This is a genomic window from Ruegeria sp. H6 (genome assembly GCF_056532975.1).
In genome coordinates this window covers 1-23611 of sequence record NZ_JBQFOA010000013.1, presented here as the reverse complement: position 1 = coordinate 23611, position 23611 = coordinate 1, and the positions used below count along the sequence as shown (strand labels likewise).

The 23611-nt window shown below is 60.4% G+C and carries 21 protein-coding genes; 13 read left to right on the top strand and 8 right to left on the bottom strand.

What is annotated here, in order from left to right:
- Positions 1–14: 14 nt before the first annotated feature.
- From ACR0AG_RS18045 to rarD, 5 genes are all read left to right on the top strand, one after another.
- Positions 15–2468 carry a GcvT family protein gene (locus ACR0AG_RS18045; RefSeq protein ID WP_480841478.1) on the top strand — a complete coding sequence of 818 codons (2454 nt, stop codon included), beginning with the start codon at positions 15–17 and terminating at the stop codon, positions 2466–2468.
- 3 nt (positions 2469–2471) lie between these two features.
- Entirely contained in the window at positions 2472–3524 is a 1053-nt protein-coding gene (locus ACR0AG_RS18040; RefSeq protein ID WP_480841476.1) for an alcohol dehydrogenase family protein, read from the top strand.
- Positions 3525–3536: 12 nt separating this feature from the next.
- On the top strand, positions 3537–4430 hold the full coding sequence (locus ACR0AG_RS18035; protein WP_480841474.1) for a homocysteine S-methyltransferase family protein: 894 nt from the start codon (positions 3537–3539) through the stop codon (positions 4428–4430).
- Between the two features lie 37 nt (positions 4431–4467).
- A complete protein-coding gene (locus ACR0AG_RS18030; protein WP_480841472.1) occupies positions 4468–6918 on the top strand; it encodes a GcvT family protein in 2451 nt (816 codons plus the stop codon).
- 184 nt (positions 6919–7102) lie between these two features.
- Positions 7103–8044 carry an EamA family transporter RarD gene (rarD, locus tag ACR0AG_RS18025; RefSeq protein WP_480841470.1) on the top strand — a complete coding sequence of 314 codons (942 nt, stop codon included), beginning with the start codon at positions 7103–7105 and terminating at the stop codon, positions 8042–8044.
- Here the strand turns inward: rarD and ACR0AG_RS18020 are convergent.
- Positions 7999–8703, bottom strand: a complete 705-nt coding sequence (locus ACR0AG_RS18020; protein ID WP_480841468.1) for an SGNH/GDSL hydrolase family protein — start codon at positions 8701–8703, stop codon at positions 7999–8001. The two genes, rarD and ACR0AG_RS18020, sit on opposite strands and share 46 nt — an antisense overlap.
- A 2-nt stretch (positions 8704–8705) precedes the next feature.
- Entirely contained in the window at positions 8706–9116 is a 411-nt protein-coding gene (locus ACR0AG_RS18015) for a nuclear transport factor 2 family protein (protein WP_480841466.1), read from the bottom strand.
- Positions 9117–9213: 97 nt separating this feature from the next.
- On the opposite strand from ACR0AG_RS18015, the gene ACR0AG_RS18010 reads away from it, so the two are divergent.
- On the top strand, positions 9214–9861 hold the full coding sequence (locus tag ACR0AG_RS18010) for an RluA family pseudouridine synthase (protein ID WP_480841464.1): 648 nt from the start codon (positions 9214–9216) through the stop codon (positions 9859–9861).
- A gap of 2 nt (positions 9862–9863) precedes the next feature.
- On the opposite strand, the gene ACR0AG_RS18005 is transcribed toward ACR0AG_RS18010, so the two are convergent.
- Positions 9864–10055 (bottom strand): hypothetical protein, encoded by a 192-nt coding sequence (locus ACR0AG_RS18005; protein ID WP_480841462.1) that lies wholly within the window; start codon positions 10053–10055, stop codon positions 9864–9866.
- 106 nt (positions 10056–10161) lie between these two features.
- On the opposite strand from ACR0AG_RS18005, the gene ACR0AG_RS18000 reads away from it, so the two are divergent.
- From ACR0AG_RS18000 to ACR0AG_RS17985, 4 genes are all read left to right on the top strand, one after another.
- The gene (locus ACR0AG_RS18000) at positions 10162–10854 is read left to right on the top strand and encodes a helix-turn-helix transcriptional regulator (RefSeq protein ID WP_480841460.1); all 693 of its coding nucleotides are present in this window, start codon (positions 10162–10164) and stop codon (positions 10852–10854) included.
- Positions 10855–10972: 118 nt separating this feature from the next.
- Positions 10973–11644 (top strand): YiaD family glycine zipper/OmpA-like lipoprotein, encoded by a 672-nt coding sequence (locus tag ACR0AG_RS17995; protein ID WP_480841458.1) that lies wholly within the window; start codon positions 10973–10975, stop codon positions 11642–11644.
- Between the two features lie 133 nt (positions 11645–11777).
- On the top strand, positions 11778–12320 hold the full coding sequence (locus tag ACR0AG_RS17990; protein ID WP_480841457.1) for an NADPH-dependent FMN reductase: 543 nt from the start codon (positions 11778–11780) through the stop codon (positions 12318–12320).
- A 48-nt stretch (positions 12321–12368) separates the two neighbouring features.
- Positions 12369–13169, top strand: coding sequence for an HTD2 family dehydratase (locus ACR0AG_RS17985; RefSeq protein WP_480841456.1), 801 nt, complete (start codon positions 12369–12371; stop codon positions 13167–13169).
- Here ACR0AG_RS17985 and ACR0AG_RS17980 read toward each other — a convergent pair.
- Entirely contained in the window at positions 13161–14195 is a 1035-nt protein-coding gene (locus ACR0AG_RS17980) for an NAD(P)/FAD-dependent oxidoreductase (protein WP_480841455.1), read from the bottom strand. The genes ACR0AG_RS17985 and ACR0AG_RS17980 overlap by 9 nt on opposite strands.
- Positions 14196–14248: 53 nt before the next feature.
- On the opposite strand from ACR0AG_RS17980, the gene mnmC2 reads away from it, so the two are divergent.
- The gene (mnmC2, locus tag ACR0AG_RS17975; RefSeq protein ID WP_480841454.1) at positions 14249–14914 is read left to right on the top strand and encodes a tRNA (5-methylaminomethyl-2-thiouridine)(34)-methyltransferase MnmC2; all 666 of its coding nucleotides are present in this window, start codon (positions 14249–14251) and stop codon (positions 14912–14914) included.
- Positions 14911–15780: a DMT family transporter gene (locus ACR0AG_RS17970; RefSeq protein ID WP_480841452.1), complete on the top strand. Its 870-nt coding sequence runs from the start codon at positions 14911–14913 to the stop codon at positions 15778–15780. Before mnmC2 ends, ACR0AG_RS17970 begins: the two co-directional genes overlap by 4 nt.
- On the opposite strand, the gene ACR0AG_RS17965 is transcribed toward ACR0AG_RS17970, so the two are convergent.
- Positions 15754–17727, bottom strand: a complete 1974-nt coding sequence (locus ACR0AG_RS17965; RefSeq protein WP_480841450.1) for a lytic transglycosylase domain-containing protein — start codon at positions 17725–17727, stop codon at positions 15754–15756. The two genes, ACR0AG_RS17970 and ACR0AG_RS17965, sit on opposite strands and share 27 nt — an antisense overlap.
- Positions 17728–17861: 134 nt before the next feature.
- Between ACR0AG_RS17965 and dapA the strand changes: the two genes are divergently transcribed.
- Complete coding sequence (dapA, locus tag ACR0AG_RS17960; RefSeq protein ID WP_480841448.1) at positions 17862–18734, top strand: 4-hydroxy-tetrahydrodipicolinate synthase; 873 nt, start codon at positions 17862–17864, stop codon at positions 18732–18734.
- A 105-nt stretch (positions 18735–18839) separates the two neighbouring features.
- On the opposite strand, the gene ACR0AG_RS17955 is transcribed toward dapA, so the two are convergent.
- The 3 genes from ACR0AG_RS17955 to ACR0AG_RS17945 are packed head-to-tail and all read right to left on the bottom strand — an operon-like array spanning position 18840 to position 23276.
- The gene (locus ACR0AG_RS17955) at positions 18840–19712 is read right to left on the bottom strand and encodes a dimethyl sulfoxide reductase anchor subunit family protein (RefSeq protein ID WP_480841446.1); all 873 of its coding nucleotides are present in this window, start codon (positions 19710–19712) and stop codon (positions 18840–18842) included.
- Between the two features lies 1 nt (position 19713).
- Entirely contained in the window at positions 19714–20463 is a 750-nt protein-coding gene (locus ACR0AG_RS17950) for a 4Fe-4S dicluster domain-containing protein (protein WP_480841444.1), read from the bottom strand.
- On the bottom strand, positions 20460–23276 hold the full coding sequence (locus ACR0AG_RS17945; RefSeq protein ID WP_480841442.1) for a molybdopterin oxidoreductase family protein: 2817 nt from the start codon (positions 23274–23276) through the stop codon (positions 20460–20462). Before ACR0AG_RS17945 ends, ACR0AG_RS17950 begins: the two co-directional genes overlap by 4 nt.
- Positions 23277–23611 lie beyond the last annotated feature (335 nt).

The window sequence follows — 23611 nt, the reverse complement described above, 5'->3', positions numbered from 1 at the left end:
AGGGAACCAAACGCATGAGTGACTTTCCAACAAAGGCCCGCGTGGTCATCATCGGCGGCGGCGTCGTGGGATGCTCGTCCCTTTACCATCTGGCCAAAAAGGGCTGGACCGACTGCGTTCTGCTGGAAAAGAACGAGTTGACGGCGGGATCCACCTGGCACGCGGCGGGCAACGTTCCGACCTTTTCGACCTCATGGGCGATCATGAACATGCAGCGCTATTCAACCGAGCTGTATGCGCGCCTCGCGGATGAGGTCGACTATCCGATGAACTACCACGTGTCGGGCTCGGTGCGTCTGGCGCATAGCAAAGAGCGGATGCAGGAATTCGAACGCGCCCTGTCCATGGGCCGCTATCAGGGCATCCCGATGGAGATGTGGACGCCGGAACAGGCCAAGGAGCGCTATCCGTTCCTGGAAACCCACGACCTTGAGGGCGTGCTGTACGACCCGACCGATGGTGACATTGATCCGGCGCAGCTGACACAGGCGCTGGCCAAAGGCGCGCGGGATCTGGGTCAAAAGATCATCCGGTTCTGTCCTGCAATCGGTGTGACCCAGCATGAGGATGGCACATGGACGGTGCATACCGATCAGGGCGACATTGCCTGTGACTACGTGGTCAACGCCGCCGGATACTATGCGCAACGTGTGGGCGAGATGTTCAAACCCTATGGCGGGCGCACGGTTCCGGCGATGGTCATGAGCCACCAGTATCTGCTGACCGACGAGGTGCCCGAGGTTGAGGCCTGGTCGAAGGAAAACGGCGGCAAGCTGCCGCTGCTGCGCGACGTCGATATCTCGTACTACCTGCGGCAGGAAAAGAACGGCTTTAACCTTGGTCCGTATGAGCCCAACTGCAAGGGCCATTGGATGACCGAGGATGACCCGATGCCCGAGGATTTCAGCTTCCAGCTGTGGAACGACGATCTGGACCGGATCGAGGACATCATGATGGACGCGATGGAGCGGGTGCCGCTGATGGCAACCTCTGGCGTGGGTCGTGTGATCAACGGCCCGATCCCTTACGCGCCCGATGGGCTGCCGCTGATCGGGCCGATGCCGGGGGTTACAAACGCGTTTGAGGCGCACAGCTTTACCTTTGGCATCGCGCAAGGCGGCGGCGCGGGCAAGGTGCTGGCCGAATGGATTGTTGATGGCCATACCGAATGGGATATGTGGGCCGTCGATCCGCGTCGTTACACCGATTACACCGATCAGGACTACTGCAACCAGAAGGGCATGGAGGTTTATGGCAACGAATACGCCATGCATTTCCCGCACCACGAATGGCCCGCAGCACGCGACAAAAAACTCTCGCCTGTCCATGCCAGGGTCAAGGAACTGGGCGGCGTGATGGGCGCCTATAACGGTTGGGAACGCGCCAACTGGTTCGCGCAGCAGGGCGACGATACCTCGCTTGAGGCCACGCACACCTGGGGTCGCTCCGGCCCGTGGGAGCAACGGATCAAGGAAGAATGCGAGGCGGTGCGCGACCATTGCGGCGTGCTGGACCTGCCGGGTTTCTCGCGGTTCAAAATCCAAGGCCCCGGTGCGGATGAATGGCTGCGTGGTCTGGTGACCGGGTCGCTGCCCAAGATCGGTCGTGTCGGACTGGTGTATTTCTCGGACGAGCGCGGCCGTATCCTGACCGAAATGTCGGTCACGCGCGAGGCCGAAGACCTGTTCGTTCTGGTCACGGCGGCCACCGCGCAATGGCACGACCGCGAATGGCTGGAGCGTCACATGCCCGCCAATGCCGCCTTCACGCTAGAGGATTGGACCACGCGCATGGGAACGTTGATCGTGACCGGCCCCAACTCGCGCGATGTGCTGAGCAAAGTCTGCCAAGCCGACCTGACGCTGCCATGGCTCAGCTTTCAGGAAAGCGAAATCAAGGGCGGTTGGGTCGCACTTTTGCGGGTGTCTTTCGCAGGTGAGCTGGGATGGGAGGTTCATGCCGAAAATGCCGATCTGCCCGCCATCTACGACGCGATTCTTGAGGCCGGGGCCAAGCCGTTCGGCATGTATGCGCTGAACTCCTTGCGGATCGAGAAAGGATACCGTGCTTGGAAGGGCGATCTGTCGACTGACTATTCGCTGTTGGAAGGCGGGCTGGAACGCTTTGTCAAACTGGACAAACCGCAGGATTTCCCCGGCAAGGCCGCGATCCTGAACGAAAAGCAACAGGGTGTGAAAAAGTCCTTTGTCACCCTGACGGTCGAGGCCGGTGACTGCGATGCGCCCTATATGTCCTGCATCTGGCAAGGGGATCAGATCGTGGGCGAGACGACATCTGGCGCGTGGGGCTATCGTGTTGGAAAATCCATTGCGCTGGGCATGATCAAGACCGAGCTCGCCAACCCCGGCACCGCGCTGGAGGTCGAGATTTACGGCCAGAAATACCCCGCCGTGGTGCAAGAGGATCAACCGCTCTGGGATCCTTCCAACGCGCGTCTGCGCGCCTGACCCATGGAGGCTCGTACCCACATGCATGGCGTCTACCTGACCCGCCACGGCGGGCCAGAGGCGTTGGAGTGGCGAGATGATATTCCGATCCCGGTTCCCGGACCGGGAGAGGTTCTGGTCCGGGTGCTGGCCGCCGGGGTCAACAACACCGACATCAACACGCGTGTGGGTTGGTATTCATCAGATGTGACCAGCGCAACAGACAGTGTTGATCAGGATGTCGACGCCGGTGGCTGGGGTGGGGCGCTGAATTTCCCTCGCATTCAGGGCGGTGATCTGTGCGGGCTTGTCGAAAAGGTCGGGCCCGGGGTGGCGTTAAAACCCGGTCAGCGTGTGACATCCCCGATCAATCTGCCCCGGCCAAGCCCAGGTCATCCGCAGGGGTTCATCGCGCTTGGTTCAGAAATCGACGGGGCATTCGCGCAATATTGCCTGATGCCGGCCGATGACTTGTACGACGTGTCGCCCTCGCCCCTGTCGGATATCGAAATCGCGGCCATCCCCTGCGCGTTTGGCACCGCAGAAAATCTGCTGACCCGCGCCCGAGTGACCGCGGGCCAGACCGTTCTGATCACCGGTGCATCCGGCGGGGTTGGGCTGGCTGCCGTGCAATTGGCGGCGCTGCGCGGTGCAACCGTGTCGGGTGTGACCAGCGCTGCCAAGGCAGCAGTGGTTCAGCAACAGGGCGCGACGGCCACGTTCGACCGAAACGCATCCCTGACGCGCGATGTGTTTGACGTGGTGATCGACGTTGTGGGCGGGCCCACATGGCCCGACCTGATCCGCGCGCTGAAACCCGGTGGCCACTACGCTGTGTCTGGCGCCATTGCGGGCCCGATGGTCGAGGCTGATCTGCGTGAGATCTACTTGCGCGACATCACCATTCACGGCTGCACGCATCAGTCTTTCGATGTCTTTGGTCGCCTAGTCGAAATGATCAATGCGGGCCGGATCAAGCCGCTTGTCTCAAAGACTTACCCTTTGCGGGACATTTCCACGGCGCAGGCGGACTTCCAGTCCAAAACACTACCCGGGAAACTGGTGCTCATCCCATGAGGTTTGAAGAACATGGCTGATATCACTTTGTTGGATGGCTCAATCGGGCAGGAGCTGGTCAAACTCAGCGGGCAGGCACCGACGCCTTTGTGGTCGACGCGGGTGATGATGGACATGCCTGATCTGGTGGGGGACGTCCACAAAAGCTATTTCCGGTCCGGTGCGACGGTGGCCACGACCAATACATACGCTGTGCATCGCTCACGCCTGACGCGCGTCGATCTCGAAGATCAATTGCCCGCTTTGATCGATACCGCGCTCAGCCAGGCCGAGAGGGCGCGGTGGGAGACAGGCGGTCGGATCGCTGGTGCGCTGGGTCCGCTTTTGGCCTCGTACCGTCCCGATCTGAACCCGGACCCGGCTGACGCCGCCGAGAAATTTTCCGAGCTTGCAGACCTGATGGCCGAGCGTGTGGATCTGTTCCTGATCGAAACGGTTTCGTCCCTGCAAGAGGCCGAGGGCGCGCTGCGTGGCACGCAAAACAAGGGTAAACCAGTCTGGCTGGGGCTGACGGTTCTGGACGAAGACGGCACCAGACTGCGATCGGGTGAGCCGCTGGAGAACATAGCCCCGGTCGTGAACCGGTTCAAGCCCGAGGCCGTTTTGATCAACTGCTCACGCCCCGAGGCGATCCCGGCGGCGCTGCGGATCATCGCAAATCTGGGTCGTCCGTTTGGCGCTTATGCGAACGGTTTTACGGGCATCACGCAAGGGTTTCTGAAAGACGCCCCCACCGTCGACGCATTGGAAGAGCGTCAGGATCTTGGCCCGGCGGTTTACGCAGAGCACGCAATGGGTTGGATAGCGCAAGGCGCAACCATCGTCGGCGGCTGCTGCGAAGTTGGTCCCGAACACATAGCAAAACTGGCCCAGGAGATCCGGCGCGCTGGGCACCGGATCGTCTGATCCCCTTTCACCACAGAACACAGACAAAGGCGTAACAATGGTTGATCTTCCCACTCAAGCTCGTGTTGTCATCATTGGCGGTGGCGTCATTGGATGCTCGGTCGCATATCATCTGACCAAGAAGGGCTGGAAAGATGTTGTCCTGCTGGAGCGCAAGCAACTGACCAGCGGCACGACATGGCACGCGGCGGGCCTGATCGCGCAGCTGCGGGCGACGGCGAACATGACCAAGCTGGCAAAATACTCACAAGAGCTGTACGGCGCGCTGGAGGAAGAAACCGGCGTGGCAACAGGGTTCAAGCGCTGCGGCTCGATAACCGTGGCCCTGACCGAGGAGCGGAAGGAAGAGATTTATCGCCAGGCGGCCATGGCGCGGGCCTTTGGGGTCGAGGTCGAAGAGATCTCGAACGACCGAGTGGCCGAGCTGTATCCGCATCTGAACATCGAAGATGTCAAAGGGGCCGTGTACCTGCCGCTGGACGGGCAGGGCGATCCGGCCAATATTGCCCTGGCACTGGCCAAGGGCGCGCGCCAGCGTGGCGGCATCGTCAAAGAGCGGGTGAAAGTCACGGACATCGTCAAGCAGGGCCGCAAGGTCACCGGTGTGGATTGGGTGGCCGACGTCGGCAGCGCCTCGGGCCATATCGAATGCGATATGGTGGTGAATTGCGCAGGCATGTGGGGGCACGAGGTCGGTCGGATGGCGGGTGTCAACGTCCCGCTGCATGCGTGCGAGCATTTCTATATCGTCACCGAAAGCATCAACGGGCTGACCCAATTGCCGGTGCTGCGGGTGCCGGATGAATGCGCCTATTACAAGGAAGACGCAGGTAAAATCCTGCTGGGCGCGTTCGAACCCAACGCCAAGCCCTGGGCGATGAAGGGCATCCCCGACAGTTTCGAGTTTGACCAACTGCCTGAGGATTTCGACCACTTTGAGCCGATCCTCGAAGCCGCCGTCAACCGGATGCCGATGCTGGCCGAGGCGGGAATTCACACGTTCTTCAACGGCCCGGAATCCTTCACACCCGACGACGCCTATCATCTGGGTCTCGCACCCGAGATGGACAATTTCTGGGTCGCGGCGGGGTTCAACTCGATCGGTATCCAGTCCGCAGGCGGGGCGGGCATGGCCTTGGCCGAATGGATGGATGCGGGTGAGAAGCCCTTTGATCTTGGCGATGTGGATGTCAGCCGGATGCAACCGTTCCAGGGCAACAAAACCTATCTGTACGAACGGTCGAAGGAAACGCTGGGCCTGCTTTATGCCGACCACTACCCCTATCGCCAGAAGGCCACCGCGCGCGGGGTGCGGCGCACCCCGTTCCATCATCACCTGCTGGAAAAGGGCGCGGTGATGGGCGAACTGGCGGGCTGGGAACGCGCCAACTGGTTTGCAAACGAAGGACAGGAGCGCGCCTACCAGTACAGTTGGAAGCGCCAGAATTTCTTCGACAATGTGCGCGAAGAGCATATGGCCATCCGCAATAATGTCGGCATGTACGACATGTCCTCGTTCGGCAAATTGCGGGTCGAAGGGCCGGACGCGACAAGATATCTGAACTACATCGCCGGTGGCCAGTATGACGTACCCAACGGCAAGATCGTTTACTCTCAGTTTCTTAACCGAAATGGCGGGATCGAGGCGGATGTCACCATCACCCGGATTTCGGCCACTGCCTATCTGGTCGTGACCCCGGCGGCGACGCGCTATCACGATCAGGTCTGGATGGAGCGTCACAAGGGCGATTTCAACGTCACGATCACCGATGTCACGGCTGCCGAGGCGACGCTTGCGGTGATGGGCCCCAACGCGCGCGCGCTGCTCGAAGCGGTCTCGCCGAATGATTTCTCAAACGATGTGAACCCGTTCGGCACTGCGCAGGACATCGAGATCGGTATGGGTCTGGCCCGTGTGCACCGCGTCACCTATGTGGGCGAGCTGGGGTGGGAGGTCTATATATCCTCGGACATGGCCGGGCATGTGTTTGAAACCCTGTACGAGGCCGGTCAGGACATGGGCCTGAAACTCTGCGGCATGCACATGATGGACACGTGCCGGATCGAGAAAGGTTTTCGCCACTTCGGCCATGACATCACCTGCGAAGACCATGTGATCGATGCGGGGCTGGGTTTTGCCGTGAAGACCGACAAGCCTGACTTTATCGGTCGCGACGCGGTACTGCGGCGCAAGGAAACCGGGCCCAAGGCGCGAATGTTGCAGTTCAAGCTGACCGACCCGGAACCGCTGCTCTATCACAACGAACCGGTTCTGCGGGATGGGGAAATTGTGGGCTACCTGTCCTCAGGTGCCTATGGTCATCATCTGGGTGGCGCAATCGGGCTGGGATATGTCCCGTGTGAGGGCGAAAAACCCGCCGACGTGCTGGCGTCCAGCTATGAAATCGACGTCTGCGGGGTCAGGGTAAAGGCCGAGGCCTCGTTAAAGCCGATGTATGACCCGAACTCAGAACGTGTGAAGGTCTGAGGCCTAAGCGGGCGCGCCGCGTAGATTGCGGCCCGCTCTCACATCAGAATTTTCGAGCCATGTGACGCGCGGCGTGCCGAGCCGCGCTGTCATCACAATCGCTGATAGGTGACGTCACAGTTTTCGAGGTTTCCAACCCGGTCTTCGGTGTCCTAAAGATACGGCTGTCAGCCGGAGACTTGTCATGGCGCAAAACACCTTGGAATTGCAGAACACAGATACCCCAAAGGGATTGGCCCTGGCCATCACAGCCTATGTTCTGTGGGGCTTTTTGCCTCTTTACATGAAGGCTTTGTCGCATATCGGCCCGGTTGAGGTCGTGGCGCATCGCATCATTTGGTCTGTGCCTGTCGCAGGTGTCTTGCTGATTGCCCTGGGGCGCACGAAGGATCTGAAAGCCGCGTTGCGCAATCCCAGAATGCTGGGAATGGCTTGTGTCACTGCAGCCTTGATTTCCGTGAATTGGGCGATTTACGTCTGGGCCATTGCAAGCGGAAATGCACTGGACGCGGCGTTGGGCTACTATATCAACCCCCTTTTCAGTATTGCGCTGGCTGCCCTTCTATTGCGTGAACCACTGACCCGCACACAGCTGGTGGCGGTTGGGCTGGCTGCGCTGGGTGTTTTGGTCCTGATATTTGAGGCCGGGCGCTTACCCTGGCCGGCGCTGGGCTTGATGGTCAGTTGGGGGTTCTACGCGTTTTTCAAACGCTCGCTTCCCATCGGTCCAAACCAGGGATTTCTACTTGAAGTGCTGATTCTGCTGATACCGGCGCTGGTCTATGTCACCTGGCTGGGCGCGAACGGGTCGGGAAATTTCGGAGCAGGGCTTACAGACACTGTGCTGCTCGGCTGTGCGGGGATCGTGACGGCCATTCCACTGCTGGTTTATGCAAACGGCGCAAAGCTGGTGCGGCTGTCGACCATGGGGATTTTGCAATATATCGCCCCGACCATGATATTCATCACAGCCGTTATGGTGTTTGGTGAGCATATCGACCGTGGTCGCATGATTGCCTTTCCACTGATCTGGGCTGCTTTGATCGTGTATTCAGTGCCGATGATCCGACAGATCCGGTCTCAGGCCAAAAGCGCGCGTGCGGCGGCTTCGGCCCAGAACCCGTAGGTTTTGGGGCTTGGGTGATACCCGTCCGACGCCGCCAGCGCCGGATCATCCGGCAGATCAAGCCTCAGGTGCCGGGCCTGAGGAAACTGGCCCACGACCTGCTGCAACCCGCGATCCAACCGAGCGGCCTGTCGGCCAAGCGCCCAGGCCAGCGGTTGCGGCAGTGCCGGAAACCTGTTCATTTGCGGAACGGCGGTGACCACGACCCGGCGCACACCCAGCCGTTGCGTCAACAGGGTCAATAGCTGCGTTTGCCGATCAATGAATTGCCTTTGCGTGACACCCCGGGTGACGTCATTCACGCCCAAGGCCGTCACGGCAACATCGAACGGGTCGTTCAAATCGTGAAGCCGTTCAATTGCCTTTTGCGTTGTATGGCCGGTCGTGGCCTCAAGTCGCCATTCCACGCTGTGCCGATGGGCAAGCTGTTTGACCAACTGGCCCGCAAGTGCTTGATCCTGCGTATCCGCACCGACCCCGGCGCCCGAACTGTCGCCCGTGATCAGCAAGCGCAGGCGTGGGCCGCGACCCGCGCTCCCTTCGCGCGGCCCGGTTGGTTCCGGCAGAAACTGCGCGTTGCGCCGGACCGACAAAGCCTGCGCCGCAAGAATAGGCAGCAGCGGAATGCGCAAGAGCTGATCGGCGGCGACATGCGGCATTGTCAGCTCAGCGCGTTTTTGAATTCCAGAAATCGCGGGTCCTTGGAGACACGCTCCATCATCGCATCGCGCAGCGCGCCAACGGTTTTGTAAGGGCGCATCACGACTTCGAATTCCTGTATCAACCCGTCCGGGTTCAGGGTGATCAGGTCCACGCCTACCGCGTCCAGATCACCAACCTTGCACTGAAATTCCAACGCCCAATCCTGGCCTTCCCCCATGACCCGGCGATACCGGAACTGGGAAAACACCTGCCCGACATGGCCCAACACAGCGGCCACCGGCAAGCGCCCCGTCCAAGTACTGAAATAGGTCGGCGGCAAAAAGCGGACATCTTCCGCCAGCAGGTCCTGGATCAGGGTGTCGTCGCCCTTTGCGACCACCTCTTGCATGCGCTGGATTGTGGGATGCATGGTGCCTCCGGTTTTGCTTGGGGCAGGGTCGCCGAACCTTGGCAGACACGCAAGGACGACGTTGCGGGAAGCCACGCGCTGCGCTAGTCACCCCGGCATGAGCGAGACCTATGCCCCCCCACAGACGCCGCTGGACGTGTTGCATGAAGATGCGCAATTGATCGTGGTCAACAAACCGGCCGGATTGCTGTCGGTTCCGGGGCGGGGCGCGCATTTGGCCGATTGCCTGCTGACCCGCGTTCAGGCGGCCTTTCCGCAAGCTTTGTTGGTGCATCGGCTGGACCGGGACACATCCGGTGTGATGGTGTTTGCCCAGACGTCTCATGCGCAGCGTCATTTGGGTCTGCAATTCGAAAACCGCCAGACCCGCAAAACCTATGTCGCCCGTGTCTGGGGCAAGCTTGAGCCCAAATCGGGAACCGTGGATCTGCCGCTGATCGTGGACTGGCCCAACCGCCCGCGCCAAATGGTGTGCCATGACACTGGCAAGCCCGCCCAGACCGATTGGCGCGTGGTCAAATATGACGGCGAAACAACGCGGGTACGGCTGTTCCCGAAAACCGGGCGATCGCACCAACTGCGCGTGCATATGCTGGAGCTGGGGCACCCTATTCTGGGCGATCCGTTTTATGCGGGAGGGCCTGCGCGGGACTATCCCCGCCTGATGCTGCATTCCGAGGAGCTGCGTCTGAAAAACCCGGAGGGCGGCGTTTCCATGAAATTCCGCGCTCCGGCTGATTTTTGATCTCAGGCGCTGCTGGTCCACAGCATTTTCAGATTTCCCAACGAAAACCGCCTGCGGCGTTTAATAGGCCGGGTGTCGCACCGCTGGCGGGCCTCTGACAGCTCGCGTTCGATCTCGAACCCGCGCAGGCTGTGGTCCTGGCTCCAGCGGCCTAGTTTCAGGGCCATCATGACATGGTTGTCGCGGCATGGCATTTTTGGGCCTCCTGTTCTGTGAATGCCCTCAATTTGCGTGAACACTGCTGACACCACCTTGTCAGTGGGGTGTGCTAGAGTGGCAGCAGATTGTTCGGAGGCTGACATGCGACGCTCGACCCGCCTGTTTGAAATCATTCAGATTTTGCGTGCCACAGACGTGCCGGTGACGGCGGACGCTTTGGCAGCCAAGCTCGAAGTGTCCGCGCGCACCGTCTATCGCGATATTGCGGCGCTACAGGCACAGCGAACCCCGATCGAGGGCGAAGCCGGCGTGGGCTATATGATGCGGCGCGGCTATGATCTGCCGCCACTGAACTTTGACGCCGAAGAGGTCGAGGCGCTGTGGGTGGGCCTATCGATGTTGGCCCGCACCGGCGACAGTACACTGCAACAGGCCGCCGACAGGGTGTGCCGCAAGATCGACGCACTGCGCGCGCCTGCCGATTGGTTGCAGGTCGCCACTTGGGGCGCGCCCGCGGATGACCCTGCCAAAGGCTGCATTCCGATTGTCACCTATCGCGAGACGATCCGGGCCGAGCAGAAAATCCGCATCACCTATGTGAACGCAGCCGAAGAACGCACCGAGCGTGTCGTGCGGCCCGTCGCTCTGATCTATCACATCGAATGCACCATGCTGGCCGGTTGGTGCGAGCTGCGCAACGGCTTTCGCCATTTCCGAACCGACCGCATCTGGTCCTGCGACGTGACCGATGATCACTTCTGCGGGCAGGGCAAGGCCTTGCGGGCGCTGTGGCAGGAACAGGATCATCTGGACGCTTCTGATGACGCCGCCTGAACGGCGATGTTTCGCCGATTTCACTCAATTGTTGCTTGAGAACCCTCTGCCCCTCAATGCTATACTGCGCCAAACGAAACAAACCCGGCAAACGGGTCACGGAGCAGAAGGTGATTTCATGAAGAATTCCAAATGGGTAATGGCGGCTGGGCTGTGTTCGGTCCTGGTGCTGGGCGCGTGTACGGATCCGAGGACGCTGACCGCGCCGGGTGATCCCAATCAGAACGCAAAGCAAGGCGCCCTGATCGGTGGTTTGATCGGTGCCGGTGTTGGCGCGATTGCCAACGATTCCGATCCTTTGTTGGGCGCGCTGGCCGGTGGGGCCATCGGTGCCGCAGGTGGCGGCGTGATCGGCAACCAGCTGGACAAACAGGCCGCAGAGCTGCGCCAGCAGTTGGCCAATGACGGCATCACGATTGTCAACGCCGGTGACCGTCTGATCGTGACCGTGCCCAACGACATCACGTTTGACACCGACAGTTCGACCGTCCGCCCCGCGCTGCGCGCCGATCTGGTGCGCGTGGGCCGGAACCTGGTCAACTACCCGAACTCGAACGTGCAGATCATCGGTCATACCGACAGCGATGGCGAGGCATCCTATAACCTCGGCCTGTCTGAACGGCGCGCCAATGCGGTCGCGGATATCCTGCAGGCCAATGGCGTCAGCTATTCGCGGATCACGACCATCGGGCAGGGTGAGAACAACCCCATCGCCTCGAACCTGACGGCGCAGGGCAAGGCCCAGAACCGCCGGGTCGAGATCGTGGTTGTGCCCAGCGGCAACACCTGATCCTGCATAAGCTGCAAACAGGGCCATGATCGTTCGGGTCCTGTTTGCGCGCACTGACTGTGCGTCAGCAGGCCTTTGGCGTTGACGCATATCGGTCTAACTAAAGGGTAACACCAACTCAGAGGTTTCCCCGATGTCTGAACCGATCCTTCTTGGCTTGTCCGGGTCGCTGCGCAAAAGCGCCACCAACCGGAAACTAATGCACGAAGCCGCCCGTCTGTTCGGGCCAAGCACCTTTGTCGTGGCTGACCTGAACCTGCCGCTATATGACGGCGATTTGGAGGAAAGCGAGGGCATCCCCGCCTCGGTTCAGAACCTTGCCGATCAGATAGAACAGGCGCATGCGGTGGTGATCTCATCACCGGAATATAACAAAGGTCCGTCCGGGGTTCTGAAAAACGCGCTGGATTGGGTCAGCCGGACCAGTGGCAAGCCCTGGCAGGACAAGCCATTGGCGGTGATGTCCGCCGCCGCGGGCCGCGCAGGTGGTGAGAGGGCGCAGATGATCCTGCGGTCCTTCATGGTGCCGTTTCAGCCTCGGATTCTGCAGGGTCCTGAAATTCACCTGGCCAACAGCTCGAACGAATTCGATGAGAACGGGCGGCTGACCAATGAACGCTATGAAAAATCACTGCAAACCCTGATGCAGAAACTGCGGGCCGAGGCAGGATTCTGACGCCAGACCACGCTTGTTGCGATCTGCGCTGCGGCTTAGGTTGGCGATATGTCAGTTGAAATCCAGACAGATGTGATGGACCCGGCCCGCGCCAACGCATTGCAGGTGGCGTTGGGCCTAGCGCCGTCGATAACGGCAGGATCGGCGCTGCCCTCCTTTTTCCATCAACTCTATTTCTGGACAGCGCTGCCGCCTGATCAATTGGGGCGTGATGGGCATCCCAAAGTAGGCCGTGGTCTGATCCCTGACATGGGGTTGCCCCGGCGCATGTGGGCCGGAGGGCGGCTGCGCTTTGACGCCCCCTTGATCGCCGGGGTCGAGGCCGATCGGCATTCGGTTCTGGAAGAGACCCAGACCAAAACGGGCCGGTCTGGCCCGCTGGGGTTCGTCACCTTGCGCCATGAGTTCCATCAAAACGGAACCCTGTGCCTGAGCGAATGGCAGGATCTGATATATCGTCAGAATCCCTCGGGCGACGCCCAAACACCCGCGCCGCCGCTGGCACGAATGGACGAAACCCACAGCCGACTTGTAACGTTCGATTCCACACTTCTGTTTCGCTATTCTGCGCTGACCTTTAACGGACACCGGATACATTATGATCTGGACTATGCCCGCGATGTCGAAGGCTATGCGGGGCTTGTGGTGCATGGCCCGCTGCTGGCGCAGTTGTTGATGTTGTTTGCATCCGAATTGATGGGGCCGCTGGCCTCGTTTTCCTTTCGGGCATCCTCGGCCCTGATGCATTTCGAAACGGCTGAACTGTGCCGGAACGGAAATGACCTCTGGATACGCGGGCCGGACGGGCGTTTGTGCATGACGGCCACGGCAAACACGCGGTCAGAGTGACGCCTCGGGCCGAAAGTCATCAGGTATTGCGTCGCGCCCGTCCAGAACCAGATCTGCCATGACCTCAGCCACTTTGGGGGCCATGCCAAAGCCGATCTTGAAGCCGCCATTGGCGATGAACTGGCCCTTGTGCAGCGGATGCGCCCCCAACATCGGTGCGCGGCTTTTGCTGCGCGGCCGGACTCCGGCCCAGCGTTCGATCACCTCGGCGCCGTGCAATACCGGCACGGCCCGCATCGCACGGTCGATGACATCATCCAGGGCTGCGTCGGTGCCCGTGGCGTCGTCATATTCGCGCTCGGACGTAGACCCGATGGCCAATGTGCCATCCGCGTGCGGCACGATATGGATCGCGTCGGCAAACAATTGCGGCACCTCGCCTGCATCAAACCGCAACAAGGCCGCCTGACCTTTGACGCCACTGCCTACCATTCTGCCAAGGCCTTTGCTCAGATCCTGTAGCCCGGCTACTCCGGTGGCGTGGATGACGTGGCCCTTTTCTGGCGCGTCCTGCACGATATCGACGCCCATCACGGCCAGCGCTGAAACCAGCGCAGCGCAGGCGCGGCGCGGGTGTATCCGGGCGGTCAGCGTATCATGTATCACCCAACCCGTCGGGCTGGGCGGACACCACGCGCCAACCTGTTCCGAGGGTATGACGCGCCACTCCGCCTGCCCTTGCCAAAGCGTCTGTGCCGTTACCGCACGGGCGCGGGCCAGTTCAAGCGTGCGCGCATCGGCAATGGGTTGCACGCGGCCAAGCCTGGCGTACCCGGCAGAAACGCCCCCTGTCGCCTCGACCTGTGACCAGAAAGGTTCGGCCAGGATCAGGCTTTCGAACTGAAAGGCTTTTTTGGCATTCCAGTTCTCGGGCACATGTGGGGCCAGGGCACCCACTAGCCCCCCGCTGGAACCTGACCCGGGCCCAAAGGGATCAACAACCTGAACCTTGGCGCCGCGCCGGGCGCAGGTCCAGGCGATGGACAATCCAAAAATCCCGGCGCCTCGCACTGTCACATCGACCATTGCCAATCCTTCAATCCTTGTTAAGTGTCGCGGCCTAGCTACAGGATTACCCGATGGCAGACCAGCACGCCAAACTGACATGGAAAGAGGGCCAGGTTCCGGTCTCGGACCGGTTTGACGATCCATATTTCTCGTTGCAGAACGGGCTGGCCGAGACCAGGCATGTTTTTCTGGCGGGCAATGATCTACCAGCCCGGTTCAAACCGGGTTTTCACATTGCCGAGCTGGGCTTTGGCACGGGACTGAACATGCTGACCGTCTGGTCCGAGTGGGAGAGGTCGGGCCGCAATGACCCCTTGTCGTTCACCAGTTTCGAGGCTTTTCCGATGGAGCTGTCCGACATGGCACGTGCCTTGGCCGCATTCCCCGAGGTCGCCCCTTGGGTCGACCGTTTTCTGGCCCAATGGCAGGGCGGAATTTGTGATCTGGGCACTTTGCAGCTTGAGGTGATCGAAGGTGATGCAAGGCATACCCTGCCCGCATGGGAAGGGCAGGCCGATGCTTGGTTTCTGGATGGGTTTTCGCCCGCCAAGAACCCGGAATTGTGGGGCGCGGATTTGATGCAGCAGGTTGCGGATCACACCCTGTCAGGCGGAACAGCCGCCACCTTTACCGCTGCGGGTTTCGTGCGGCGGAGCCTGTCGGATGCGGGTTTTGAGGTCACGCGCGGGCCAGGCTTTGGCCGCAAGCGCCACATGACGATGGCAAATAAACCATGAGCCAGCAAAACAACACGCGCGCCGGCATTGCGCTGATGATCGCCGCGACCATCGTGTTTGCTTTGCAAGACGGCATTTCGCGTCACTTGGCCGGGGCCTATAACACCTACATGGTCGTGATGATCCGCTATTGGTTCTTCGCGGCTTTCGTGATCGTTCTTGCCGCCCGCGCGCCCGGCGGGCTGCGGGCCGCGGCGCGGACAAGCCAGCCAGGGTTGCAGATCTTCCGTGGTGTCCTGCTGGCTGCCGAGATATGCGTCGCCGTTTATGCCTTTACCGTTTTGGGCCTGATCGATGCGATGGCGGTGTTCATCTGTTACCCGCTACTGGTCGCCGCGCTCAGCGGGCCGGTTCTGGGCGAAAAGGTGGGCTGGCGGCGTTGGACGGCCATCGGCGTGGGCTGTGTCGGGGTTCTGATTATCCTTCAACCGGGCGCGGGCGTGTTTAATCCCTGGGCCGTGCTGCCCCTGATGTCGGCACTTATGTTTGCACTCTACGCGCTCTTGACCCGATATGCCGCCCGCAAGGACAGCACAGCCACCAGCTTTTTCTGGACCGGTGTCGCGGGATCTGTGGCCATGACCCTTGTGGGCATGTGGTATTGGGAGCCAATGGCACAGGCGGATTGGGCCTGGATGGCGCTGCTGTGCGTCAGCGGGGCGACGGGGCACTGGTTGCTGATCAAATGCTATGAAATGGCCGAGGCCAGCGCCGTTCAACCCTTTGCCTATTTCCACCTGTTGTGGAGCGCAATTCTGGGGATCTCGGTCTTTGGCGAAGCGCTGCGCCCTGCTGTGGTGGCGGGTGCAGCGCTTGTTATTGCCGCGGGTCTCTTCACCTTATGGCGCGAAAGACGCCAAAGTTGATCCGGTAAGTTCCTGCGAAAACGGCACCGGCAAGGCGTCCTGGCCCAATCGAGCACGATAGACCGGCAGACTTTCCGCGACGCGCATCACGTAGTTGCGTGTTTCGCTGAACGGAATGGTTTCGATCCAGTCGACCACATCCACCTCACCCGCGCGCGGATCGCCATAGCGCTGCATCCACGAGATCGGTCTGCGCGGCCCGGCGTTGTAGCCCGCAGCCATCATCACCACGTTACCATTGAAATCTGCGGCCAGCCCCGACAGGTAATTTGCCCCCAGCTTGGCGTTATATTGCCAGTCCGAAGTCAGGCGCGTCGTCTTGTGACCGCCAAGAATGCCCAGTTCGCCTGCAACAAGTTTGGCTGTGGCAGGCATTACCTGCATCAGACCACGTGCGCCTGCCCCGCTGATAACAACCGGGTCAAACTCGCTTTCCCGCCGTGCGATGGCCAGCGTCATTTCCTTGGCCATGGGCAGGCCCAGATCGGCAACCGGATGGACCGGATAGTAGGCCGCAGGCAAGACCGTGCCTGTGGTCGCGGCGCGTTTGGCGATCATGACCGCCAGATGCGGTTGCTTTAACTCAATCACCAGGTCACCCAACTGATTGGCCTGTACAGGGTCCAGACCCTCGACCAGATGGGTCAGAAACCGCTCGGACAGGTTGTCTTCATCCGCCCGCAGCAGCAACAGACCCGCTTCCAGCACGCTTGAGTTCGCGAACTCGGCCTGTTTCCAATGCGGCGCGCGGCGTGGGTTGGCCAGCTCGCTGTCAAAGGGGCGCCCGATCCGTTCAGCGGCCAGAAGCCCATAGAACGAAGTCTGAAAATCCGCACCCGTGGCGTAGGCCTCATAGGCTTTGTCCGCATCCCCTTGCGCGGCATAGGCACGGCCCAGCCAATAGCCGCCGCGCCCCTTTGAGATCGGAGATTGGACGGCGGTCTGAAAATTCTGGAAATGCCGAACCGCCGTTGCCGGATCGTTCAGCTTGCGCAAGGCCAGAAACCCGGCCAGCCATTCCAGATCGGCATAGCCATAGCCCATTTCGGGCGTCATGTGGTGGTTTGCGGCGATCTTGTAGGCGCGGTTCACATCGCCGGTGCGCATCTCAAGGCGCGCCAGCCTGCGGCGACCCTCGGCCCATTTGTCAGGTTCCCCCAGCGCCGTCGGGCTGCTTGACCGTTCCAGCATTAGGTCAATGGCGCTGTCGTCCAGCTCTTTCCGGTCGCGCCATACAAAGCGGTCAAAGGCCAGCCCGGGTGCGGTGGCCAGCGATTTGGGCACGGCTGCGACCTTGCCATCCACACCCGGTTCGCGTTTTTGCAGCGCAATCCGCGCCTCGGCCAGCTTGCGCTGATCGGCATCAACCAGCGGAAGCATCTGCCCGGCGCTGACAAGGTGGCCATCCCAGAGCATCCGGTCCAGACGCGCTGCGTGGTGCGGTTTCAGAAGCTTGCTAAAATTCTCCAGATAGTCTTTCTGCAGTCCCGATCCCATCGGCATCGTGCGCCAAGCGGTCACAATATCAGCCTCGGCATCGCCGTGACGGCCTTTTGCCATCAGGGCCACCGCATAGTTCAGCGCACCTTCGGCGGTTTGAGGCGGCGTGTCAGCATAGAATTTCAGAACCCGATCAGGGTCCGCGCCGGTGAACGACGGCTCACTTTTGCGGCGCAACCAGGCCAATCCCGGCCAATCGGGCCTGCGGTCGAGAAAAACCAACACATCGCCCGAACTGCCAAACCCTTCGCGCAGCCAGTGCCAAACGATGATATCGCGCGACACCGACCCGCGTGGGCCTGAGACGCGCAGTGCTTCGTTCCAGTCGCCTTTGCGCATCTCGGCCATACCGGCGCGCAAACCCGCCGCCGCATCCGCACGCGCACCATGCGCCTGTACCATTACCGCCAGAATCACCGTCGCCAAAAGGCTCAGAAAGCGTGTCATCCCTTGCATTTCCCAACCAACCGAGGATAGAGCCATTCAGGATAAACCTTGCGCCGTCGGGATCAACTCACAAACCGGAAAACCTGAGTGACCGAGGCGCAAAAAATACAACCCGCACCTTAAGGAGCGTTCCCATGTTCTCAGGCTCGATGCCAGCCCTCGTCACCCCGTTTCGCAACGGCGAGTTGGACCTGGATACGCTCAAACATCTGGTGGAGTGGCAAATTAAGGAAGGCTCGACCGGGTTGGTTCCGGTTGGCACGACGGGTGAAAGCCCGACGCTGAGCCACGAAGAACACGAGATCGTGGTGGAAGAGGTGGTCAAGGCCGCCGCAGGCCGCGTGCCCGTGGTTGCGGGCGCCGGGTCGAACAACACGGTCGAGGCGATCCGATTCGTGCGCTTTGCCCAGAAAATCGGCGCCGCCGCGGCGCTGGTGGTGACGCCTTACTATAACAAGCCTACCCAGAAGGGCCTGGTCTCTCATTTCCGCGCGTTGCATGATTGCGCCGATATTCCGATCATCATCTACAACATCCCCGGTCGTTCGGTGATTGACATGACCCCGGCCACCATGGGGGAACTTGCCAAGCTACCGCGCATTATCGGCGTCAAGGATGCAACCGGTGATCTGGCCCGTGTGTCCCAACAGCGTGCCAGCTGTGGCGCTGATTTCTGCCAATTGTCCGGCGAGGACGCGACTGCGCTGGGCTTCAACGCCCATGGTGGTGTTGGCTGCATTTCGGTCACCGCAAATGTGGCCCCGAAACTCTGCGCCGAATTCCAGCAGGCCACATTGTCTGGCGACTATGCAAAAGCGCTCGACTATCAGGACCGGTTGATGCCCCTGCATGAGGCGATCTTTATCGAACCCGGTCTTGTCGGTGCCAAATACGCGCTCAGCAAGCTGGGCCTTTGCAGCACCGAGGTCCGCTCGCCCCTGACAGAGCTGGAAAACAGCACCAAGGCGTCTATCGACGCGGCAATGTCTCATGCCGGTCTGATCTGACGCATATCTCGATCGAACGAAAAGGGGCGGCCTCAAATCCTGAGTGCCGCCCTTTTTACTTCTGCTTCCACCCTCTGACGGGAACTGCCCCGGGGCAGCGCGCCTTTAACGTTTACCGTAATAAAGCCCAACGACATGTTCTGCCTGGGCAAAGAACAACCAACGTGACACGGCAACACCGGCCAAATGCGAAATCGCAGCAAGCAAAGCAAAGAAATGGCTGAAGGGCATCAGCAGGAAAATGACCGGCAACAGGAAGGCGAGGATAAAGGATATCACCCGCAGTTTTTCAGCATGTTTGCGGCCAACCACGTGGACGAATTCCCGCAGCAAATAGTTGGTTCCTGTATGCGGAGGCTCGAACGCACGTACCGATCCGCGCGCGCCCAGCCCGGTCGCGGTTCCAAGATCGGTTCCGGACTGGGCCAGCGCCTTGTCGCCCTGACGCCAATAGAGGATCTGCACCAGCGCAGCGATTACAAGCAGAACCCACGCGGCCAGAGTCTGACCCGCGAGCAGCGCGCCCCCCGCTAGGCTGAAGCTCAGGAACATTGCTGGGGTCAGTTTCATGTTCCAGCGCGGAATCGTTTTGAGTTGCGTGTAGATCATCGAGGTCGTGAACACGGTCGCCAGCGAAAACAAAGCACCCAGCAGGCCAATGGCACCCCAGCGCTGGCCAAGAAAACCGGCACCCAGCGCATAAAGCCCCATCAGGACCAATGCGATGACAGCGCACCAGCCTTCGCGGCTTAGCCAGCTGGAACGCCACTGCGTAAAGGCCTTCCAGGCGCGCTCCGGGTGACCAAGGTGAAAGGTCGATGCCATCAGGCCGCCAACCGCAAGGGCGTATGCGAGGGCAAAGAACACAAATGCAATCCAGCCCGAAACGTCGGGCAGGCCCAGGCCAAGAAAGAACAGCAGGCCAAATCCCAGCCCGGACAGGGTGGTAAAGATGATGACGGATGGCGCTGGATGCATGTCAGAGCTTCTCCAATGTCTTGTCGAGCCAACCCAGGAAGCCCTTGGGCTCTTCCGCGACGGGTGCCAGCAACGGTGCGAGAATGTCGATCTGCTCTTCCACCGTGTCCTTGGGGCGGGGGGGCAGGTATTTGTTGACCGGCTTCGTGCCCATTTCCGGCATCAGGTCCATGCCATCGCGTTCGGCGACCAGTTTGCTGACATCGCTGTCCGGATCACCCAGATCGCCGAAATGACGCGCGCCAGCAGGGCAGGTTCGCACGCAGGACGGAACACGATCCACTTCGGGCAGGTTTTCGTTATAGATGCGGTCCACACAGAGGGTGCATTTCTTCATCACGCCCTCGGCCATGTCCATCTCGCGCGCGCCATAGGGGCAGGACCATGCGCAAAGCCCGCATCCGATGCAGTCGCTTTCATTGACCAGAACAATGCCGTCTTCGACCCGTTTATAGCTGGCGCCGGTTGGGCAGACGGTCACGCAAGGCGCGTCTTCGCAATGTAGGCAGGATTTGGGGAAATGGATCAACTGGGCATGGCCCTGTTCCGGCTGCACCTCGTAACTGTGCACCCGGTTCAGGAACGTACCCGACGGGTTGCCGCCATAGGCGTCTTGATCCGACAGCGGCGCACCGTAGTTTTCGGTGTTCCAGCCCTTGCAGGAAATGACGCAAGCATGACAGCCGACACAGGTGTCCAGGTCAATGACCAGACCCATCTTGCGCTCGGTGGATTGGGGGAGTTGGGTCATTTGCCTACCTTCCACGCCAAGTCTTTGGGACCGGTGCCAACCGGCGATTTGATCGGCCCGAATTCTGGCTGACTTTGCGCATCTGATGGTGCGTCGGCCTTTTCGATCTTCACTTTCAGATCGAACCATGCCGCCTGCCCGGTGATCGGGTCGGAATTGGCCCAGCGCAGCCCGTCGCCTTTGGGGGGCAGCAATTCGTGGATCAGATGGTTCAGCAAAAAGCCTTTGGTGGCTTCCGGCGCATCCTCTTGCAGGGCCCAGGCCCCCTTGCGTTTGCCGATGGCGTTCCAGGTCCAGACGGTGTTGTCGTTGAGCGCGGCCATTTCCATGACTGGCACGGTGATTTCACCATGGGGCGAGGTAACCTTGGCCCAGTCACCATCCCGCAGCCCGTGTTCGCGCATTAGTTTGGTCGGCACATAGAGCGGGTTGCGCCCGTGCAACTGCCGCAGCCAGGCGTTCTGAGTGCCCCAGCTGTGATACATCGCCATCGGGCGTTGGGTCAGGGCGTTGATGGTGAAGCCTTCGTTCCCGGTCTGATCGGTTTCGTACCAGATCGGCAGCGGGTCCATCTTGTCTTTGATCTGCTGGCGCAGGTGGTCGGGCGGCTGACGCTCACCATGGCCTTCGGCGGCCAGTTGGAATTTGCGCATCGGTTCGGAATACAGCTGGAACAGATAGGGCTGCGGGCTGTCATACAGACCCATTCCAACCGCCCAGTCCTGATAGGCTGTGTTCCAGGGTTTATAGTAATCCGCGCCTTCGGGGATATGCGCGACATAGAAGCCGCCATTCTCAATATAGCGGTTCAGCTGGTCCGGGTTGACCTCGCCGCGGCCTATCTTGTCGCCATTCTCGCCGCGGAAACCAGCCAGCGGGCCGATACCGGGTTTGCGTTCATGATTGACGATGTAATCGGCGTAATCTGTCCACTTGGCACTGCCGTCTTCGTTGGTGAAACCGGGCAGGCCCATGCGATTGGCCAGGTCGATCAGCGCCGATTGAAAGCCTTTGACATCGCGGTCGGGTTCGATCACCGGCCAGCGGATGGCGTCTGCTGCGGCGTCTGCCTCACAAATCGGACGGTCGAGCAGCGAGATACAGTCGTGCCGTTCCAGATAGGTGGTATCGGGCAGGATCAGATCTGCATAGGCCACCATTTCCGAGGAATAGGCGTCGGAATAGATGATATGGGGGATCACATAATCGCCGTTCTCATCCGTGTCGGTCAGCATCTCCATGACACCTTTGGTGTTCATGGTCGAATTCCACGACATGTTGGCCATATACATGAACAGCGTGTCGATCTTGTAGGGATCGCCCGCATGTGCGTTCGAGATGACCATATGCATCAGCCCGTGGCTGGACATCGGGTTTTCCCAGGTGAATGCCTTGTCGATCCGCGCCGGGCTGCCGTCTTCTTTAAGCGCCAGATGCTCGGGGCCCCGGACAAAGCCCAGATGGGGGCCATCCAGGGGTGAGTTTGGCATTACCTTGCAGTGCGGGGTCGGGTGCGCCTCGACCGGTTTGGGATAGGGTGGTTTGAAACGGAACCCGCCGGGGACCTCAACGGTGCCCAGAATGATTTGCAGCACATGCAGCGCGCGGCAGGTCTGGAACCCGTTCGCATGGGCCGACACGCCCCGCATCGAGTGCATGGCCACCGGTCGGCCGATCATCTTGCTGTGTTTTTCGCCACGGAAATCCGTCCACTCCTGATCCAGCTCAAAAGCTTCTTCAAAGGCAACGCGCGCCAGTTCCCCCGCGATGGCGCGGATGCGTTCGGCGGGGATGCCGCATCTGTCGGCAATCGCCTCAGGGGCGTATTCGTCTGACAGATACCGCTCGGCCATCAGGTGGAAGACAGGGCGGTGTGTGACAGCATCTTTCTCGTAGGTCGCGGACAGGTCAGGGCGGACGCCGGGCTTGTCAAAGGCCGTCAGCTTGCCGGTTTTGCGGTCAACGACCAGCGGTTTACCGGCCTCGTCTTTCAGGAACAGGCCCTTTTCTGGTCCTTCCGAGGCATTGATCAGAACCGGTGCGTTTGTATACCGGCTGAGGTAATCCAGATCGATCTTTCCGGCTTTCATCAGCACATGGATCAGGGACATGATGAACAAGCCATCGGTGCCAGGGGTGATGCCCACCCAGTCATCGGCCACCGCATTATAGCCCGAACGGATCGGGTTGACGCCGATCACACGGGCGCCACGGGCCTTGATCTTGCCGATACCCATCTTGATGGGGTTCGAATCATGGTCCTCGGCCACGCCGAACAGCATGAAAAGCTTGGTGTGATCCCAGTCGGGCTGGCCAAACTCCCAAAACGCGCCGCCCATGGTATAGATACCGCCAGCGGCCATGTTTACGGAACAGAACCCGCCGTGGGCGGCATAGTTGCAGGTGCCGAAACTTTGCGCCCAAAAGCTGGTGAAGCTCTGGCTTTGGTCGCGACCGGTGAAAAAAGCCAGTTTCTCAGGATTGTCTTCGCGGATCGGCTTGAGCCAGCCAACAGCGATATCCAGCGCCTCGTCCCAGCTAATTTCTTCGAATTCACCTGATCCGCGTGGACCAACCCGTTTCAAAGGCGCGCGCAGACGCGACGGGGCGTTTACTTGCATGATCCCGGCAGAGCCCTTGGCGCACAACACGCCTTTGTTGACCGGGTGGTCGCGGTTGCCTTCGATATAGGCGACCTTGCCGTCTTTCATGTGGACATTGATGCCGCAACGGCAGGCACACATGTAGCATGTGGTTCGGCGAATCTCGTCTGACACAGGTGGGGAGAGGTCGAGGTTCGGTTGTTGATTCACGTTTACTCTCCCTTTGGCCGATCGCCTTGGTACTTAACCGTTTTCGGCACTTTGGTGTATATACACGCTTGGCTCAAGCATTTTGAGGAAGAGAGCGAAAATGCCCTCTTCCTCGATCTTAAGTTGCGGGGATCGAAACAACACCGATCCCGTTTGGTGCCATCACCCTTCAGAGTTTGGCCTGTGGTTTCATGTCTGCTGCATTGATGCCAGCGACTTGGACGGGTTTTTTCATGGCGTCTCGGCGGAAGGGTTCGCCGAGTTCCTGGTTGATCATGGCCTCGATCAGGGTGGTGATGCCGTTCTTCTGGTCTTCGATGGCCTGGTTCAGCGCA

What these genes read in the sequence shown, in the direction of transcription:
- ACR0AG_RS18045 (WP_480841478.1), top strand. Translation starts at nt 15, where the DNA reads ATGAGTGACTTTCCAACAAAGGCCCGCGTGGTCATCATCGGCGGCGGC.
- ACR0AG_RS18040 (WP_480841476.1), top strand. Translation starts at nt 2,472, where the DNA reads ATGGAGGCTCGTACCCACATGCATGGCGTCTACCTGACCCGCCACGGC.
- ACR0AG_RS18035 (WP_480841474.1), top strand. Translation starts at nt 3,537, where the DNA reads ATGGCTGATATCACTTTGTTGGATGGCTCAATCGGGCAGGAGCTGGTC.
- ACR0AG_RS18030 (WP_480841472.1), top strand. Translation starts at nt 4,468, where the DNA reads ATGGTTGATCTTCCCACTCAAGCTCGTGTTGTCATCATTGGCGGTGGC.
- rarD (WP_480841470.1), top strand. Translation starts at nt 7,103, where the DNA reads ATGGCGCAAAACACCTTGGAATTGCAGAACACAGATACCCCAAAGGGA.
- ACR0AG_RS18020 (WP_480841468.1), bottom strand. Translation starts at nt 8,703, where the DNA reads ATGCCGCATGTCGCCGCCGATCAGCTCTTGCGCATTCCGCTGCTGCCT.
- ACR0AG_RS18015 (WP_480841466.1), bottom strand. Translation starts at nt 9,116, where the DNA reads ATGCATCCCACAATCCAGCGCATGCAAGAGGTGGTCGCAAAGGGCGAC.
- ACR0AG_RS18010 (WP_480841464.1), top strand. Translation starts at nt 9,214, where the DNA reads ATGAGCGAGACCTATGCCCCCCCACAGACGCCGCTGGACGTGTTGCAT.
- ACR0AG_RS18005 (WP_480841462.1), bottom strand. Translation starts at nt 10,055, where the DNA reads ATGCCATGCCGCGACAACCATGTCATGATGGCCCTGAAACTAGGCCGC.
- ACR0AG_RS18000 (WP_480841460.1), top strand. Translation starts at nt 10,162, where the DNA reads ATGCGACGCTCGACCCGCCTGTTTGAAATCATTCAGATTTTGCGTGCC.
- ACR0AG_RS17995 (WP_480841458.1), top strand. Translation starts at nt 10,973, where the DNA reads ATGAAGAATTCCAAATGGGTAATGGCGGCTGGGCTGTGTTCGGTCCTG.
- ACR0AG_RS17990 (WP_480841457.1), top strand. Translation starts at nt 11,778, where the DNA reads ATGTCTGAACCGATCCTTCTTGGCTTGTCCGGGTCGCTGCGCAAAAGC.
- ACR0AG_RS17985 (WP_480841456.1), top strand. Translation starts at nt 12,369, where the DNA reads ATGTCAGTTGAAATCCAGACAGATGTGATGGACCCGGCCCGCGCCAAC.
- ACR0AG_RS17980 (WP_480841455.1), bottom strand. Translation starts at nt 14,195, where the DNA reads ATGGTCGATGTGACAGTGCGAGGCGCCGGGATTTTTGGATTGTCCATC.
- mnmC2 (WP_480841454.1), top strand. Translation starts at nt 14,249, where the DNA reads ATGGCAGACCAGCACGCCAAACTGACATGGAAAGAGGGCCAGGTTCCG.
- ACR0AG_RS17970 (WP_480841452.1), top strand. Translation starts at nt 14,911, where the DNA reads ATGAGCCAGCAAAACAACACGCGCGCCGGCATTGCGCTGATGATCGCC.
- ACR0AG_RS17965 (WP_480841450.1), bottom strand. Translation starts at nt 17,727, where the DNA reads ATGACACGCTTTCTGAGCCTTTTGGCGACGGTGATTCTGGCGGTAATG.
- dapA (WP_480841448.1), top strand. Translation starts at nt 17,862, where the DNA reads ATGTTCTCAGGCTCGATGCCAGCCCTCGTCACCCCGTTTCGCAACGGC.
- ACR0AG_RS17955 (WP_480841446.1), bottom strand. Translation starts at nt 19,712, where the DNA reads ATGCATCCAGCGCCATCCGTCATCATCTTTACCACCCTGTCCGGGCTG.
- ACR0AG_RS17950 (WP_480841444.1), bottom strand. Translation starts at nt 20,463, where the DNA reads ATGACCCAACTCCCCCAATCCACCGAGCGCAAGATGGGTCTGGTCATT.